Source organism: Blochmannia endosymbiont of Camponotus pudorosus (assembly GCF_059934925.1).
In genome coordinates this window covers 553,900-570,833 of sequence record NZ_CP011793.1, presented here as the reverse complement: position 1 = coordinate 570,833, position 16,934 = coordinate 553,900, and the positions used below count along the sequence as shown (strand labels likewise).

Below are 16,934 nucleotides of genomic sequence, written 5' to 3'. Positions count from 1 at the left end.
AATGGTCAATGTTTTTTCTACTAGATATATTAAAAGAATAAACAATAATGTTTTTTCATCTATCGAATTAGGGAAATGGACGTTAATTTTTTTAAGTGTATTTATTTCTATAGTATTGTTAATTATTCCTTTAATTATGATTTTTATATCTGCTTTTTCAGCAGGGTTACATGTAGTAGTATTGAATCTTTTAAATAAAGATATGATTCATGCTATTTTTTTAACAATTATTGTAGCATTAATGGTAATTCCTCTGAATGTAATTTTTGGAATATTTATGGCATGGTTAATAACACGATTTAATTTTTTTGGAAAACAATTTTTGTTAGCTGTTTTAAGTATACCTATAGCTGTATCTCCTGTAATCGCTGGTTTGTTATATTTGTTATGTTATTCAAATAATAGTATTATTGGAGATTGGTTAGATTTATATAATATCCAAATTATGTTTACTTGGACTGGTATAGTATTAGTTACAATTTTTATTACTTGTCCATTTGTTGCTAATGAATTAATTCCTGTTATGATTAATCAAGGCAATCAGGAAGATGAAGCAGCTATTTTATTAGGAGCTTCAGGTTGGAGGATGTTTTGGAACGTTACTTTTCCAAGTATTCGATGGGCTTTATTATGTGGAATAATCATTACTAATGCTCGAGCTATGGGAGAATTTGGAGCATCTTCTATTGTATCAGGTTTAATTAGAGGAGAAACATATACTTTACCGTTATATATAGAATTATTATATCAGGATTATAATACTGTAGGTGCATTTATAGCTGCATCATTGTTAGCATTAATATCAATTATTATGTTGTTTGTAAAAAATTATTTTAAATACTATCATGAAAAAAATAGTATGTAGTATATTTTTTTATTAGTATAGTATTGATAAGGTCAAGAAATGAATATTGAGATTAATAAGATTACTAAATTTTTTGATTCTGAAGTGGTATTGACTAATATTTCCATATATATTAAATCTGGAGAAATAATAGCATTATTAGGGCCATCTGGTTCTGGTAAAACAACATTATTGCGTATTATAGCGGGATTAGAGAATCATAATAGTGGATGTTTACGTTTTTATGGTAAAGATGTAGGTAAATTAAGTGCTCGCGATCGTAAAGTAGGTTTTGTATTTCAAAATTATGCGTTGTTTCGGCATATGACAGTAATAGATAATATTTCTTTTGGTATTCGTATGCTTCCACGTAATAAAAGACCTGATAAGCATATTATTAGTAATAGAGTTATGCAATTGCTTAATATGGTACAATTAGATCATGTAGCGCATAGATATCCTGCTCAGTTATCCGGTGGACAAAAACAACGTGTAGCGTTAGCTCGTTCTTTAGCTATTGAACCAAGAATTTTGTTGTTAGATGAACCATTTGGAGCTTTAGATGTAAAAGTACGAAAAGAATTAAGACGTTGGTTACGTGAATTACATCGTGAGTTAAAGTTTACTGGAGTTTTTGTAACTCATGATCAGGAAGAAGCGATGGAAGTAGCCAACCGTGTAGCAATAATGAATCATGGCAGTATCGAGCAAATAGGTACTCCTGAAGATATTTGGTATATGCCAGCAACTCGTTTTGTTTTAAGATTTTTAAGTGAAGTTAATTGTGTGCATGGAATAGTGTATGGTAAGCAGATATTTATAGGTCCTTATCATTGGTTTTTGTCTTATGTGCCGAATATTCAAGGAAAGATTGAATTATTTTTTAGACCTTGGGAAATGGAATTAAAAAGAGAGTTTAGTATTTTTTCTCCATTACCAGTAAAAATTATAAATGTCAGTTTACACGGATATTATTGGCAGTTAAGTGTGGAACCTTTAGGCTGGCATGTTGATTTATTGACTGTTATTTTAGGAGTTAAAGATGTATTTGGTGTACCAAAATCTGGTATATATTGTTATGTAAGCGGACGTAATGCTCGTTTGTATCCAGAAGATCCGGTATTGAAATAATTATTATATCTATATATAAACAGATGAGTGTTATTTAATATAAATATTGAATTACCGTATTTATTACTTTTACGATATAAAAGTATATAAAAATTTTTATGTTTTAAATTTATATTGATGAATAGAAGAGATTTAATAAATTATTTTGGTGTATTCATTTTTATTCAAATTAAATAAATTTAATGATAATTAATTAAATTACTATATTTAAGCTGTTTGATAATTATTTTTGTTTTAAATAAATTATTGTATATAATGAGTTTAAACTTAAATATGTTTTTATATTTTTATGTAGTTTGAAATATTTTATTATTATAATTTTTTAGAAATTGCATTAAAGATTCTGTAGTGGAGTAAGTTAATGCTTTTTTTGCTAATTTTTTAGCATCTTTGTATTGTATATTACGTATGATGTTTTTTATTCGTAGGATAGATGTAGAGCTCATACTAAATTCATCTAATCCCATTCCTAATAGTAACGGAATAGTAAGATCATCGCTTGCCATTTCTCCGCACATAGCAGTCCATTTTCCTGCAGCATGTGATTCTTCAATGACTTTTTTTATTAAAATTAAAATGGATGGAGATACAGGATTATATAAGTGAGAAATTAATTTATTTCCTCGATCTACAGCAAGAGTATATTGAGTTAAATCATTAGTACCGATGCTAAAAAAATCTACTTCTTTAATTAAGTGATGTGAAATTATTGCTGAAGCAGGAGTTTCTATCATAATTCCTACTTTAATATTTTCATCGAATTTTTTTCCTTCATTTCGTAATTGAGTTTTTAATAAATTTAGCTCTATATTTAATTTTTGTATTTCTTCTACTGAAATAATCATGGGATACATAATGAGTAATTCACCAAAAAAAGATGCTCTAAGAATAGCTCTTAATTGAGTATGTAATATATCTTTTTTATCCATCATAATCCTAATCGCTCTCCATCCAAGAAATGGATTTTCTTCATACGGAAGGTCCATATAAGGTAAATTTTTATCTCCACCAATATCCATGATGCGTATGATAATAGATTTATTAGACATATATTCTGCTGCATTTTTATAAACTTGAAATTGTTCTTCTTCAGTAGGTAATTCATTGCGATTCATGAATAGGAACTCAGTTCTATATAAACCTACTCCTTCAGCTCCGTTTTCTTGAGCTTTAATAATATCGTGTGTAGTACCAATATTAGCGCATATACGGACATGATGTCCATCTATAGTAGTGGATGGAAAGTGTTTTAATTTTTTTAATGCATATTTTTCGGAAATATATTTTTTTTTTGATACATGTATTGTAGTGATAATGTTTTTATCAGGATTAATATAAATTTTGTTATTTAAAGCATCTAAAATAATATAATCTCCATTATTAATTTCTTTTGTTATTGAACCTGTTCCTACAATTGCAGGTAATTCTAAAGAACGAGCCATAATAGAAGTATGGGATGTTTTACCCCCTAGATCAGTAATAAATCCTAATACTTTAGTTAAATTTAATTGAGCAGTTTCAGAAGGAGTTAAATCTACTGCTATGATGATCACTTCTTCAGTAATTGAATTAAGATCAATTATTGGTATATTTAAAAGATTTTTTAATAATCTATTGCCGATATCACGTACATCAATTGCGCGTTCTTTTAAATATTCATCATCTAATTTTTCTAAAGCTTTTGCTTGAGTCTCTATAACAGAGTATACTGCAGCATCAGCACTAAGTAGTTCTTCTTTAATAAGTGTTGTGATATCTTGCTCTAGTTCTTTATCTTCTAATAATAAGATATGTCCCTCAAAAATAGTTTCTTGTTTAGGTTTTAATTCTTTTCTTATTTTTTGTTTAATTTCTTTTAATTGTTCGATAGTTTTAAATCGAGCAGAAATAAATTTATTAATTTCTTTGTTGATGGAAGATACAGAAATTTTTTTTGTGTTGATAATGATTTTTTTTTCTTTTAAAAGCAATGCTTTTCCAAAAGCAATACCTGGAGATACTGAAATCCCTGAAATTGTAATTTTTTTTGTATTCAGATTACAAGTTGAATTATTTTTCATGTTAGATTGTTATTCTAGAGTTGAGATTAATTTGATTAAATGTTGTACCGCTTGTTTTTCATCTACACCGTGAGCAGAAACAGTAATTATGGAGCCTTTACTTAAACCTAAAGTTTGTAATTTAAATAAACTTTTTGCATTGGCTTGTTTTCCATTAGAAATAATTGTAATATCTGAGCTGAAATTGTTTGCTTCTTTTACGAACTTGGTAGCAGGACGTGTATGTAATCCATTAATTGCAGTGATCATGATTTCTTTTTGGAACATTTTTATCTCCATAATTATATTTAACAATTACATATAGCATTAAAAATAATATTTTTAATTAGTATTATTTTTTATCTACATATTTTAATAAACTTCTATTTTTGTATAAATAATTTTTTATAAGGATAAACATCAATAAAAGATTATTTATTTTTATATCATTTTGATTATAACAGAATCAATATTTTATTATATAATGTAATTAATTCAATGTTTTTTAAAGATTTCATAATAAATAAAACGCACAATATTTTTGTATAAAAGTAAATATAAAAAAAGTACATTGATAGTATGTATATTTCTTTTATTTTTTATTGAAATAAAATAGTGCTTAAATATCTTTCTCCAGATGATGGTAATATTATTACAATATTTTTGTTCATATATTTTTTTTGTTTTTGTAATTGCATTGCTGCTGCTAATGCTGCTCCTGAAGAAATTCCTGATAAAATTCCTTCTTTTTTCATTAAAAATCTTGCATAATTGATTGCATCATTTTCATCTACTGTTTCCACATGATCAATTATATTTAAATCTAAATTTTTAGGAATAAATCCTGCTCCAATGCCTTGAATTTTATGTGGTGATGGTTTTATTGGTTTTCCGGACAATGTTTGAGTGATTACTGGAGAGTTTTTTGGTTCTACTGCTACAATAGAAATTTTTTTATTTTGGATTTGTTTTAAAAATCTTCCTACACCTGTTATAGTGCCTCCGGTTCCAACTCCAGACACAAATACATCTATTTCTCCATTTGTATCATTCCAAATTTCTGGTCCTGTGGTTTTTTCATGAATTTCTGGATTGGCTGGATTATTAAATTGTTGTAATAATAGATATTGATTAGGGTTGTTAGAAACAATTTCAATTGCTTTATCAATAGCACCTTTCATTCCAAGATTTCCAGTTGTTAAAACTATCTCTGCTCCTAATGCTTTTATTAATTTTTTACGTTCAATGCTCATAGTGTCCGGCATGGTTAAAATTAATTTATAATTTCTAGAAGCAGCTACATATGATAAAGCTATTCCAGTATTTCCACTGGTTGCTTCTACTATAGTGATGTTAGGATTTAATAATTTTTTTTTCTCTGCATCCCAAATCATGTTAGATCCGATTCTACATTTAACACTGAAGCTTGGATTTCTAGATTCAATTTTAGCTAAAATATATTTTTCCCCAATGTGGTTGAGACGTACTAGTGGAGTATTACCTATAGTGTAAGAATTATCTCGATAAATTTTATTCATAATTTTTATATGTCCTTTTGATATATAAAATAGAATGTTTTGTATAGATTTATTGTGTTATTGTAATGAGTATATATAATATATATGCATATGGCGATTTTCGGGTATAAATAAATTGCAATTATACACTATAGTTACAATTGATACATCATAATTTGTAAATATGTTGATTTATATAAATTTTATTGTTTTTGTAGGAAGAGATAACTGGCATGATTTTATAAATACTATATTATTATATAATTTTTCATAGTTTTCAGTATTTCGATTAGTTTGACTGTATATCACGGTATTCAAAGTGATTTAGATAAATAATTATATATTATGAAACTTATTAAAGAAAAGATACAAGATTTAATAAAAAAATTACGTCAATGGGAATATGCATATTATTTAAAAAATGAATCTGAAGTATCTGATGAAGAGTATGATAATACTTTAAAAAAATTAAGTCAATTAGAATATCAATATCCACATTTAATTACTGAAGATTCTCCTACTCAGTCTTTTGGAAGAATGCTGAAAGATGGTTTTAGTCAAGCATATCATTTAGTACCAATGTTATCTTTAAATAGTATTACGAATCAATCTCAGTTATCATTATTTAATGAGCGAATAGAATATAAATTATGTTGTAATAACAAAAAATGTAGATTTATTACATATTGTTGTGAATTAAAAATAGATGGGGTAGCAATCAGTTTATTGTATCGATCAGGGAAATTATTGAAAGCATCTACTAGAGGAGATGGAAAAATTGGAGAAGATGTTACTAAAAATGTTCGAATGATTACTTCAATACCTAAATTTTTAAAAAAAAACAGTCGTATAAAATTACCATTTTTATTAGAAATTAGAGGAGAAATATTTATATCAAAGTTATGTTTTTTAAAATTAAATCAAGATATATTGAATTCTGGAAAAAAATCTTTTTCTAATGCAAGGAATGCTGCTTCTGGTTCATTAAGGCAATTAAATCCCAATATTACTGCATCGAGATCTTTAATGTTCTATTGTTATGGGATTAGTTATTATATTGGAGATGATGAGTTACCGAATAGTCATTGGGATCGGTTACAATTGTGTTCTAATTTAGGTATACCGATAAATGATCACGCGCAATTAGTTAATGGAATTAATAAAGTTTTTCAATATTATAATCATATAAAGTGTATACGGTCTGATTTAGAATATAATATTGATGGAATAGTTGTAAAGGTAGATGATTGCAGTTTCCAAAAAAAATTAGGTTATGGGTTAAAATCGCCGTATTGGGCTGTTGCATATAAATTTCCTCCAGAATCAAAATTAACGAAATTAAATAATATAATGTTTACGGTTGGGCGTACAGGATTAATTACCCCTGTAGTTTACATTGATCCTATAATAATTAATGATGTTACTATTAGAAAAGTAAATATGCATAATATTAATGAAGTTAAACGATTTGATTTAATGCTTGGTGATACAGTTCTAGTGCAAAGATCAGGAGATGTTATTCCTAAAATTGTAAAGGTAATTACATCCAAACGTACTAACGAGATGACAGCTATAGTGTTGCCTAAATTTTGTCCAGTATGCAATACTTTACTCAAAAGATTGAAGATTAAATCTCCTATATTACGTTGTCCTGCTAAATTGACATGTTTAGCGCAACGAAAAGCAATGTTGAAACATTTTGTTTCTCGAAAAGCTATGAATATTCATGGTATGGGAGAAAAAATTATTAATCAATTAGTTGATAAAAAATTAGTATTTGCTCCAATAGATTTTTTTTATTTAAATAAAAAAAATCTATTGTTTTATTTAAATGGATACGGAATAAAATCTATAGAAAAAATATTAAAGTCTATTGAGTTATCAAAAAAAACTACTTTGATGAATTTTATATATGCATTAGGTATTTCTAATGTTGGAGAATCGGTGGCTGATAGCTTAGCCGTTAAGTATAAAACTATTGAGAATTTAATGTCTGCAGATTTTCAGTCTCTATCTAAATTGCCATATGTAGGAAATACTGTAGCTTCGAATATATATTCTTTTTTTCAAGATCCGGTAAATTTTAAAAATATTAAAGATTTAATACATCCAGATGTTGGAATTCAATGGATTTCAAAAAAATGATTAAGTTAAATTTATTGAAACTATTGCATAGAATTTAAGTTACATAATAGTAAATAATTACCTATTTAAGTATTTTTTTGATTGACTAAATATTTTTATAATTAAAATTTTGTATATAATATAAATATGGGTCGTACAGGATTCGAACCTGTGACCAATTGATTAAAAGTCAACTGCTCTACCAACTGAGCTAACGACCCCTTAGAGAAATTTAAAAAATTAAATAACATATATGGTTTTTATACAAAATAATCATTAGTAAATAAATATAGGTGATGGCGGATTTGAACCGCCGACCCTCTCCTTGTAAGGGAGATACTCTACCACTGAGCTAATCACCTATCACTTGAATTGAAATTATATAAATTCATAATGTATAGTCAATGGTTTTTATAAAAATAGTTTTTTTAATTTATTCAATATATGATATGTTAAATTATTTTTTATCAATATTCCATTAATATAGTTGGTATTATTTTTATGATTATAAAAACTCGATTTGCACCTAGTCCTACTGGTAATTTACATATTGGCAATATTCGGACTGCTTTATATGCTTGGTTATTTGCTAAACAACAGGGAGGTAAATTCATATTACGTATTGAAGATACTAATTTTAAAAATTTTGTTAATAATGATGTTGTTAAAAATATTTATTCTATAATGCGTTGGCTTCATTTAGATTGGGATGAAGGTCCTTATTTTCAAATGGACAGATTAGATCGGTATAAATATATAATAGGTGATATGTTAAAGAATAATATGGCTTATAAATGTTATTGTTCTACAGATCGGTTGAATATGATTAGGGTAAATCAAATAAAATGTGGTAAAAAACCTAAGTATGATGGTTATTGTCGTATGAAGCATATATGTTCTAATTATAATAATGGTACTAATAATAGTGATTCTTATGTAGTACGATTTTGTAATCCATTAACTGGAAAAGTAACATTTTGTGATCAAATTCGAGGTATGATTTCAATTAATAATGAAGAGTTAGATGATTTAATTATTTGTAGAGCTAACGGAGTTCCTACTTATAATTTTTGTGTTGTAATAGATGATATGGATATGAAAATTACTCATGTTATACGAGGAGAGGAACATATTAACAATACTCCACGGCAGATAAATATTTTAAAATCATTAAATGCTATGATACCGCAGTATGCACATGTACCGATGATTTTGAATAGTAATCGACAAAAATTATCTAAGCGCCATGGAGAATCAGGAGTTATTAAATATAAAAATAATGGATTTTTGCCTGAAGCAATGTTGAATTATTTAGTTAGATTAGGATGGTCTTATGGTAATCAGGAGATTTTTAGTATAGGTCAAATGAAGAAATATTTTAGTTTGAATAGAATTAGTAAATCTGCTAGTGTTTTTGATCTGAAAAAATTAATTTGGTATAATAACTATTATATAAATCATTTACCGGTGGATTGTATAGAAAAGTATTTATTAATATACATGAAAGAACAAGGTATGGATTACATGTCTATTAAATCGAAATTATCGGATATAATCAGATTGTTTTCAAAACGTTCTAATACTTTAAAAGAAATAGTGTTAAATTATTTTTCTGTGTATAAAGATTTTAATATTTTTGATAAGCCATTAATTGCTAATAAATTTTTAACTCCTTTTATTTTATCTCCGTTAGAATTTTTTAAAAAAAAGATAGGTAACATAAACGATTGGACAATAGATTCTATTAAGATAGCAATAAAGGAAACTATTGATGAGCTTAATGTGAATATGAATGTCATAGGTATGCCGTTTCGTGTTGCCTTAACTGGATCTGATAAATCTCCTGATTTAGGGGGGGTTATATATATTATTGGAAAACATCAGGTGCTACATCGTCTTAGTAAAGCAGTAGATTACATACATAATAAGTAATAATTTTTAATTCAAACTGTCTTGATTGTATGATTGCATAAAAATTTGACTAAAAATGTATTGTATATATTGTGTTAATTGTAAATATTATGTGGAATTAGATTACATATTTATATATTTAATTTTTTTATTTGGTTTAATAAAAATATTCATATGAAAGAGGATTATTATTTTTGTTGTGGTGTTGTGTTTTTTATTATTCTTAAGATAAATAATCAATTATTGTGTTATGGGGCTATAGCTCAATTGGTAGAGCACTTGTATGGCATATAAGAGGTTAGCGGTTCAATTCCGCTTAGCTCCATAGTTTTTATATAAGAAGACAATATGATTAAGAGGTGTTTTAAAATTAATAATACAAACAATATTGTTTCAGATGACATCTTTTATTATTAGCAGTGATGAAATTTGTTACTATAGTTAATTTTGAAACTAATTAAAATGAATTTATGTGTTGGTTTTGATATATATTATTATACTGTGTAGTATAAGTCTTTTATTTAATATTTAAATATTATTAGTTATAATTTTGCTATCAAAATTGAAAGATAATACTAAAATGGATAAAATTTTTATAAATTGTAGAGATAGTATTATTATGCTTAAGGTATCACGTAAAATTAATTATCATAATAAATTTTATTACAATTACATAATGCTGATGATTTTATTAAATTTAATAGAAGTATGTTTTGATTATTTTAAAGGTTATGATGCTTACTTAGAGTAAGTAGTTGTAGTTATATATAAATTTTTTGATTTTGTATAAAAATAATGCAAGATTGCATATATACTATAAATAGTGTTAGATATTTTGTATAGTATATTGGTTTGTTTATATATGTTGTAAAAACTTAATGTTTTATTATATCTTTAGTATAAGATGTAGTAATACGCTGAGTGCAATTATTACAATTATAGTGTAAATTTTTAATTTGAATTATATATTGATAATATTTTGAAAGCTATGCAATTTATAATTTGATTAAATAAGCTGATAGATTTTTTGTATTAAAAATTTTTTAATTTTCTATATTATTTATTATTTTAAAAATACTATAATTAATATATTTATTTAAATAAAATTAATTGATCTTTTAAGATTTTTATTTAATACTAATGAGTTCAGAAATAAAAATGGTAAAGTATTCAAATGTAATGTGTTAGTGAAATAAATATTTTTATGTGTAAATATTCTATTAGTAATAAATATTTATGATTTTTTAGTTTAAAATAATGTCGTTATTAAATTATAGAAATGAGTGGTATATAAATTTTTACTTAGTTTTTGAAATATGAAGTAAAATGTTTAAAAATTACCGTTGTTAAAATTGTGAAAGTTATAGTATATACATGGTGTTATGTGTTAATTTTTTATTAATTTATAATAAATAAAATAAGCTCGTATTAAGTGTTTAATGGCAGTAAATCATTGATGTGAAATTAATGATCGTATTTATAGTATTTATGTTTTGTATATAATCTGATTACGTGTTTTAATTATTAAAAGTTATAATATAGTTGTTATTTTTTTAGATGTATTGAATATAATGTATATTATATTCACAATTTATTTGAAGAGATTTTTAAAATTAATTGGGATATACTAGGTATATGTTTAAAAATAATATTTGTATTGCTGAAATTAATATATAGCAATATATTCTATATGAGAGGTTGAATGCTGAAAAATAAATCTGATGCAGCGGAAAGTTATGCTAAAAGAAAAATAAAACTTACGTTGCTTGGTCCAGCCTTTATAGCAGCCATTGGTTATGTTGACCCTGGGAACTTTGCTACTAATATTCAAGCTGGAGCTACTTTTGGGTATAAGTTGCTATGGGTGGTGGTGTGGGCTAATGTAATGGCTATGTTGATTCAATTGCTCTCTGCAAAATTAGGTATTGCTACTGGAAAAAATTTAGCAGAACATATTAGAGATCAATTTCCTAAATCTATAGTATGGATGTATTGGATACAAGCAGAATTAATTGCTATGGCAACAGATCTAGCAGAATTTATAGGAGCTGCTATTGGATTGCAAATACTGTTAGGAATTTCTTTATTAAAAGGAGCTATATTAACTGGGTTAGCTACTTTTTTAATTTTAACCTTACAGAATTATGGTAAAAAGCCATTGGAAGTGATTGTAGGTGCTTTATTATTGTTTATAGCAGTTGCATATGTGATTGAACTATTTTATTCTAAACCTGAATTGTTAGCATTAGGTATGGGTATGTTGTTTCCTGTGTTACCGAATAAAGAGTCAGTGTTTTTATCTGCTGGAGTATTAGGTGCAACTATTATGCCCCATGTTATTTATTTACACTCTTCGCTTACTCAAGATGAAGTCAATGAATCAACTAAATTAGAAAGATATGATTCTACTAAGTTAGATGTTGCTATTGCCATGACTATAGCGGGTTTTGTAAATTTATCAATAATGGCTACAGCAGCAGCAGTATTTCATTTTAGTGGACATACTGGTGTTACTAGTTTAAATGAAGCTTATTTGACTCTTTCTCCATTATTGAATCATACTGCTGCTGTAATTTTTGGATTAAGTTTAACTGCAGCAGGTTTATCATCAACAGTGGTAGGCACTTTAGCTGGTCAAGTTGTAATGCAGGGTTTTGTTCGTTTTTATATCCCGATGATGTTACGTCGTATTATCACTATGCTTCCGTCATTTATAATTATTGCTTTAAAAATTGATCCGACTCGTATTTTAATTATGAGTCAAGTGTCATTGAGCTTTGGAATTGCTTTAGCGCTTATCCCATTGTTGTTGTTTACTGGAAACATTAATATGATGAATGAGTTAGTAAATTCTTCATGGATTAATTTTATTGGTTGGATGATTACAACTGTTGTAATTGGATTAAATATATATTTATTGATAGGTATTTTTACAGAATAGAAAAATTACTATTATTATAGTAATGTAATATTATTCATATATTAATATTGAGTAGTTGTGATTGTATGAAGATTGTATCGTTATATATTAATATTAGTTTTTTGAAAAACAGCTATTTTCAATAAAAATTGTATAGAAATAAGATATAAAGTATTTCTAATAACGTAAATGTTGTGTTGTTTATAATGTTTTATATATAACGATATTTATTATATTATTGTAGTTTTACAGGTTTGTCCTCGACAGGAATCGAACCTGCAATTAGCTTTTAGGAGAAGCTTGTTATATCCATTTAACTACGAAGACTAAATGAAGAAAAATATAGTATATATTATTAAAATTTTTTGAATAGTATTTTATGATAAATAAAGCATATTAAGTAGCAGTTTATACATTTGTTAAATTTAATAAGTGTTGTGTGGATTTTAAGTAATGTTTTAAATTAGTTAAAAATAAGTGTGTATGTCCGTCCCATGTTACTAATATGATTATTTATTACCACATTGAGCTCGATACCTTAACAGATGATCCATTAATACAATGGATACCATTGCTTCTGCAATAGGAACAACCCTAATGCCTATACAGGGATCGTGTCTACCTTTTGTAGTAATTTGTATTGCTTCATTATTATTTGTTATAGTTTTTCCTGGTATTGAAATACTAGAAGTTGGTTTAATAGCTATATTTATAATAATTGGTTGTCCAGTGCTTATTCCTCCTAATATACCTCCAGAATGATTGCTTTTAAATCCTTGAGGAGTAATTTCATCACGATGTTCACTTCCACGTTTAGTGATAACTGCAAAACCATCTCCGATTTCTATTCCTTTTACAGCATTAATACTCATTAATGCATGAGCGAGATCTGCATCTAAACGATCAAATACTGGTTCTCCTAATCCAATAGGTAAATTATCTATTATTATTGTTACTTTTGCTCCAATAGAATCTCCAGATTTTTTTAAATTACGTATTAATAAATCTATTTTTTTTAATTGATCAGAATCTGGGCAAAAAAAAGGATTATTATTTATTTGATCCCAATCTTTTAAATCACAACAAATATCGCCTATTTGAGCTAAGAATCCTCGAATTTTAATATTTTTAATTTTATAAAGATATTTTTTTGCGATAGCACCTGCTGCTACTCGAATAGCTGTTTCTCGAGCAGATGAACGTCCTCCTCCACGGTAGTCTCTTAATCCATATTTTTTTTCATAAGTATAATCTGCATGACCAGGACGATATAAATTTTTTATTTTTTCATAGTCTTGTGGTCGTTGATCAGTATTTTTAATCATTAATCCTATGCTGGTTCCTGTTGTTTTACCATTAAAAACTCCAGATAAAATTTTTATGATATCTAATTCTATTCGAGGACTAGTATATTGAGATGTTCCTGGTCGTCTTCTATTTAGATCGCATTGTATATCTTTTTCCTGTAAAGGAAAACCAGGTGGTACTCCATCAACAATACCGCCTATAGCGAACCCGTGAGATTCTCCATAAGTTGTAACTTTGAAATATAGTCCAATACTATTGCCAGCCATGATGATACCTTAGTGATATGATTTATAATTTTTGTTTAAAAATATCAGTTGTTTGTAAGTTAATGCAAACACCCCTGTTCCGCCATTTTTAAGATTAAACCAATAAAATGGAATGTTTGAGTAGTATTTTTTTAATTCATTTTTTGTTATTCCTACTTCACATATTAATATACCATCAATATTTAAATAGTCAGTAATTTTTTTAAAAATTTGATGAATTATTTCTAATCCGTTTTGTTTAGCAGATAAAGATAATATAGGTTCATGGAGAAATTCTGTAGGTAAATTACATATATCTTCATTATTTACATATGGAGGGTTTATTATAATTAAATCATATTTTTTGAGTTTAGGAATATTATTAAATAAATTTGAATGTATAGGAATTATTTTGTTTTCTAAATTGTATAATTTGATGTTGTATTCTGCAATTTTTAAAGCTTCTATAGAAATATCTGAAGCATCTATTTCTGATTTTGGATATATTGTCATGGCAATAGCGATTGCTATGCATCCACTTCCAGTACACATATCAAGTATGTATTTAGGAGAAATGGGTAAAATATTATAAAAATTTGATATAATTAGTTCTCCTATAGGAGAACGAGGGATAAAGACGTGATTATTTACATAGAATTCTAAGCCGCAAAACCACGCTTTATTAGTTAAATAAGGAACTGGTATTCTTTTGTGTACACGAAGATTGACTAATTTAGTGATTAGCGATCGTTCTGTTTTAGTTAAATAAGCAGAAAACATTTTGTCTGGTGTATTTATTGGAAGTTTTATACTATTTAAAATTAAATGTAGTGCTTCATCCCAACAATTATCAGTACCATGGCCATAATATAGTTTCGTGGAATTAAATTGACTTATAGACCATCTTAGCATATCTAATATAGTACGCATTTTATCATTGTTTTTAATATTGATGTAATTAATAATTTATATTATATATGTATATAAGTAAAAAATATACAATGATATTAACCTAAAATTATATAGGTCCCAGATAATAAGAATTTTCATTTTTAAGTGATAAAGTATGTATCAATTAAACTATTATAGTTATGTTTGATATTTAATTATATAAATATCACATATTTATATATGATATAAATTATCTGTATTATTATTGTTAATAAATATAATAATATTATATGTAATCTGATTCATATAAAGTGTAATATAATTTATTAAAATTTAGGGGGTAAAAGTACACATAATAAATAGTATTAGTTATTTTTATATTTATTTGTATGTATTTAATAAATAAGTTAAATTATTTGTAGAACATAATAGTAGATTATTTTTTTTGGATGATATATATATTCTATTTTATATATTCTATAAAATAGAATATTGTTTAGTAGTGGAGAATAGTGTTGTTAATATGGAGATTATGGATAATTCTTGTAGGTTTATTTTTTTGATTAGGCAATTTTGTCGCCATTACTGGATATATTTTGTTTAAAAAGTTATATCATATATATAATATGTCTGTAATGCTCAAACTATTATTATATGAGGTATATTAAAATGAAACGTGTTGTTATTACTGGTTTGGGAATTATATCAAGTATTGGTAATAATCAAAATGAAGTTTTATATTGTTTAAAACATGGACAATCTGGCATAACTTTTTCTAAAGAATTAAAAGAATCAGGTATGCGTAGTCATGTTTGGGGAGATATTAAATTAAAAACGGAGGGGTTAATTGATCGAAAAATTGCTCGATTTATGAGTGATGCTTCTGTATATGCGTATTTATCTATGGAACAAGCTATAAAAGATTCTAAATTATCTGATGAAATGATTATGCATGATAGGACTGGTTTAATTATTGGTTCTGGTGGGGGATCTCCTCGTAATCAAGTACTTGGATCTAATGGAATGAAAATAAGAGGGCTAAGAGGAGTTGGGCCTTATATGGTGACTAAATCTATGGCTTCAGGTGTATCAGCATGTTTAGCAACTTCATTTAAAATTCGTGGAGTTAGTTATTCTATTAGTTCTGCATGTTCTACATCTACTCATTGTATTGGGAATGCATTTGAGTTAATTCAATCAGGAAAACAAATTATCGTTTTTGCAGGAGGAGGAGAAGAATTATGTTGGGAAATGGCATGCGAATTTGATGCTATGGGTGCTTTATCTACTAAATATAACACAGTTCCTACAAAAGCATCTCGTCCATATGATTTAAATAGAGATGGGTTTGTAATTTCAGGCGGCGGAGGAGTAATAGTATTAGAAGAATTAGTACATGCTTTAAATAGAGGAGCATCTATTTATGGTGAAATTGTAGGATATGGTGCTACTTCTGACGGATTTGATATGGTCGCTCCATCTGGAGAGGGAGCGGTAAGATGTATGGATATGGCATTAAAGGATATTGATGATTCTATAGATTATCTTAATATGCATGGAACTTCTACTCAAATAGGAGATTTAAAGGAGTTGTGGGCTATTCGTGAAATTTTTGGAGATAAACATCCATATTTTTCTTCTACTAAATCTATGACTGGACATGCTTTAGGAGCAGCAGGAGTTCATGAAACTATTTATTCTTTGCTTATGTTAAAATACAATTTTATTGCGCCAAGCATTAATATTGATCAATTAGATCCATATTTAAACAATATGAAAATTGTAAGAGAACCGCAATTTCTGCAGTTAAATACGGTTATGACAAATAGTTTTGGTTTTGGTGGAACAAATGCTACATTAGTTATTCGGAAGTATGTTTAAGTTTCAATAATGATCTAATGGTTAATTTTAAAGGTGTGATAAAAATTGTTATTAATTTTGATTATATTAAGATATATTACAGTGTTATTTTTTTAAATTAAAAAATATTTTTGATTAGATCAA

The 16,934-nt window shown here is 26.7% G+C and carries 11 protein-coding genes and 4 tRNA genes; 7 read left to right on the top strand and 8 right to left on the bottom strand.

Features of this window, described 5'->3' with window-relative positions:
- The first annotated feature begins 1 nt into the window (after position 1).
- On the top strand, positions 2-865 hold the full coding sequence (locus Bpudo544_RS02575) for a sulfate ABC transporter permease (RefSeq protein WP_500825217.1): 864 nt from the start codon (positions 2-4) through the stop codon (positions 863-865).
- Between the two features lie 39 nt (positions 866-904).
- Positions 905-1,975, top strand: a complete 1,071-nt coding sequence (gene cysA / locus Bpudo544_RS02570; RefSeq protein WP_500825215.1) for a sulfate/thiosulfate ABC transporter ATP-binding protein CysA — start codon at positions 905-907, stop codon at positions 1,973-1,975.
- Positions 1,976-2,262: 287 nt separating this feature from the next.
- On the opposite strand, the gene ptsI is transcribed toward cysA, so the two are convergent.
- The 3 genes from ptsI to cysK form a co-directional block, all read right to left on the bottom strand.
- Positions 2,263-4,035, bottom strand: coding sequence for a phosphoenolpyruvate-protein phosphotransferase PtsI (ptsI, locus tag Bpudo544_RS02565; protein WP_500825214.1), 1,773 nt, complete (start codon positions 4,033-4,035; stop codon positions 2,263-2,265).
- A gap of 9 nt (positions 4,036-4,044) precedes the next feature.
- Positions 4,045-4,302: an HPr family phosphocarrier protein gene (locus tag Bpudo544_RS02560; RefSeq protein ID WP_500825212.1), complete on the bottom strand. Its 258-nt coding sequence runs from the start codon at positions 4,300-4,302 to the stop codon at positions 4,045-4,047.
- 311 nt (positions 4,303-4,613) lie between these two features.
- Complete coding sequence (gene cysK, locus Bpudo544_RS02555) at positions 4,614-5,552, bottom strand: cysteine synthase A (protein ID WP_500825211.1); 939 nt, start codon at positions 5,550-5,552, stop codon at positions 4,614-4,616.
- 324 nt (positions 5,553-5,876) lie between these two features.
- Here cysK and ligA point away from each other — a divergent pair, with 324 nt between their 5' ends.
- Positions 5,877-7,676 (top strand): NAD-dependent DNA ligase LigA, encoded by a 1,800-nt coding sequence (gene ligA, locus Bpudo544_RS02550; RefSeq protein WP_500825209.1) that lies wholly within the window; start codon positions 5,877-5,879, stop codon positions 7,674-7,676.
- A 127-nt stretch (positions 7,677-7,803) separates the two neighbouring features.
- Here ligA and Bpudo544_RS02545 read toward each other — a convergent pair.
- Positions 7,804-7,876, bottom strand: a tRNA-Lys gene (locus Bpudo544_RS02545).
- 69 nt (positions 7,877-7,945) lie between these two features.
- Positions 7,946-8,017 (bottom strand) — tRNA-Val (locus Bpudo544_RS02540).
- A 139-nt stretch (positions 8,018-8,156) separates the two neighbouring features.
- Here Bpudo544_RS02540 and gltX point away from each other — a divergent pair.
- The 3 genes from gltX (at position 8,157) to Bpudo544_RS02525 (ending at position 12,507) form a co-directional block, all read left to right on the top strand.
- Positions 8,157-9,587, top strand: coding sequence for a glutamate--tRNA ligase (gene gltX, locus Bpudo544_RS02535; RefSeq protein ID WP_500825208.1), 1,431 nt, complete (start codon positions 8,157-8,159; stop codon positions 9,585-9,587).
- Between the two features lie 231 nt (positions 9,588-9,818).
- Positions 9,819-9,891, top strand: a tRNA-Ala gene (locus Bpudo544_RS02530).
- A gap of 1,377 nt (positions 9,892-11,268) precedes the next feature.
- Positions 11,269-12,507, top strand: coding sequence for an Nramp family divalent metal transporter (locus Bpudo544_RS02525; RefSeq protein ID WP_500825206.1), 1,239 nt, complete (start codon positions 11,269-11,271; stop codon positions 12,505-12,507).
- Between the two features lie 234 nt (positions 12,508-12,741).
- Here the strand turns inward: Bpudo544_RS02525 and Bpudo544_RS02520 are convergent.
- The 3 genes from Bpudo544_RS02520 to prmB form a co-directional block, all read right to left on the bottom strand.
- A tRNA-Arg gene (locus tag Bpudo544_RS02520) sits at positions 12,742-12,813 on the bottom strand.
- A 182-nt stretch (positions 12,814-12,995) separates the two neighbouring features.
- On the bottom strand, positions 12,996-14,060 hold the full coding sequence (gene aroC, locus Bpudo544_RS02515) for a chorismate synthase (RefSeq protein ID WP_500825205.1): 1,065 nt from the start codon (positions 14,058-14,060) through the stop codon (positions 12,996-12,998).
- Between the two features lie 9 nt (positions 14,061-14,069).
- Entirely contained in the window at positions 14,070-14,969 is a 900-nt protein-coding gene (gene prmB / locus Bpudo544_RS02510; protein WP_500825204.1) for a 50S ribosomal protein L3 N(5)-glutamine methyltransferase, read from the bottom strand.
- 630 nt (positions 14,970-15,599) lie between these two features.
- On the opposite strand from prmB, the gene fabB reads away from it, so the two are divergent.
- Positions 15,600-16,811 carry a beta-ketoacyl-ACP synthase I gene (gene fabB, locus Bpudo544_RS02505; RefSeq protein ID WP_500825202.1) on the top strand — a complete coding sequence of 404 codons (1,212 nt, stop codon included), beginning with the start codon at positions 15,600-15,602 and terminating at the stop codon, positions 16,809-16,811.
- The last annotated feature ends 123 nt before the right edge of the window (positions 16,812-16,934 follow it).

Excerpts from the sequence above, each read along its gene's own strand:
- Bpudo544_RS02575 (WP_500825217.1), top strand. The coding sequence starts at position 2 with ATGGTCAATGTTTTTTCTACTAGATATATTAAAAGAATAAACAATAAT.
- cysA (WP_500825215.1), top strand. The coding sequence starts at position 905 with ATGAATATTGAGATTAATAAGATTACTAAATTTTTTGATTCTGAAGTG.
- ptsI (WP_500825214.1), bottom strand. The coding sequence starts at position 4,035 with ATGAAAAATAATTCAACTTGTAATCTGAATACAAAAAAAATTACAATT.
- Bpudo544_RS02560 (WP_500825212.1), bottom strand. The coding sequence starts at position 4,302 with ATGTTCCAAAAAGAAATCATGATCACTGCAATTAATGGATTACATACA.
- cysK (WP_500825211.1), bottom strand. The coding sequence starts at position 5,552 with ATGAATAAAATTTATCGAGATAATTCTTACACTATAGGTAATACTCCA.
- ligA (WP_500825209.1), top strand. The coding sequence starts at position 5,877 with ATGAAACTTATTAAAGAAAAGATACAAGATTTAATAAAAAAATTACGT.
- gltX (WP_500825208.1), top strand. The coding sequence starts at position 8,157 with ATGATTATAAAAACTCGATTTGCACCTAGTCCTACTGGTAATTTACAT.
- Bpudo544_RS02525 (WP_500825206.1), top strand. The coding sequence starts at position 11,269 with ATGCTGAAAAATAAATCTGATGCAGCGGAAAGTTATGCTAAAAGAAAA.
- aroC (WP_500825205.1), bottom strand. The coding sequence starts at position 14,060 with ATGGCTGGCAATAGTATTGGACTATATTTCAAAGTTACAACTTATGGA.
- prmB (WP_500825204.1), bottom strand. The coding sequence starts at position 14,969 with ATGCGTACTATATTAGATATGCTAAGATGGTCTATAAGTCAATTTAAT.
- fabB (WP_500825202.1), top strand. The coding sequence starts at position 15,600 with ATGAAACGTGTTGTTATTACTGGTTTGGGAATTATATCAAGTATTGGT.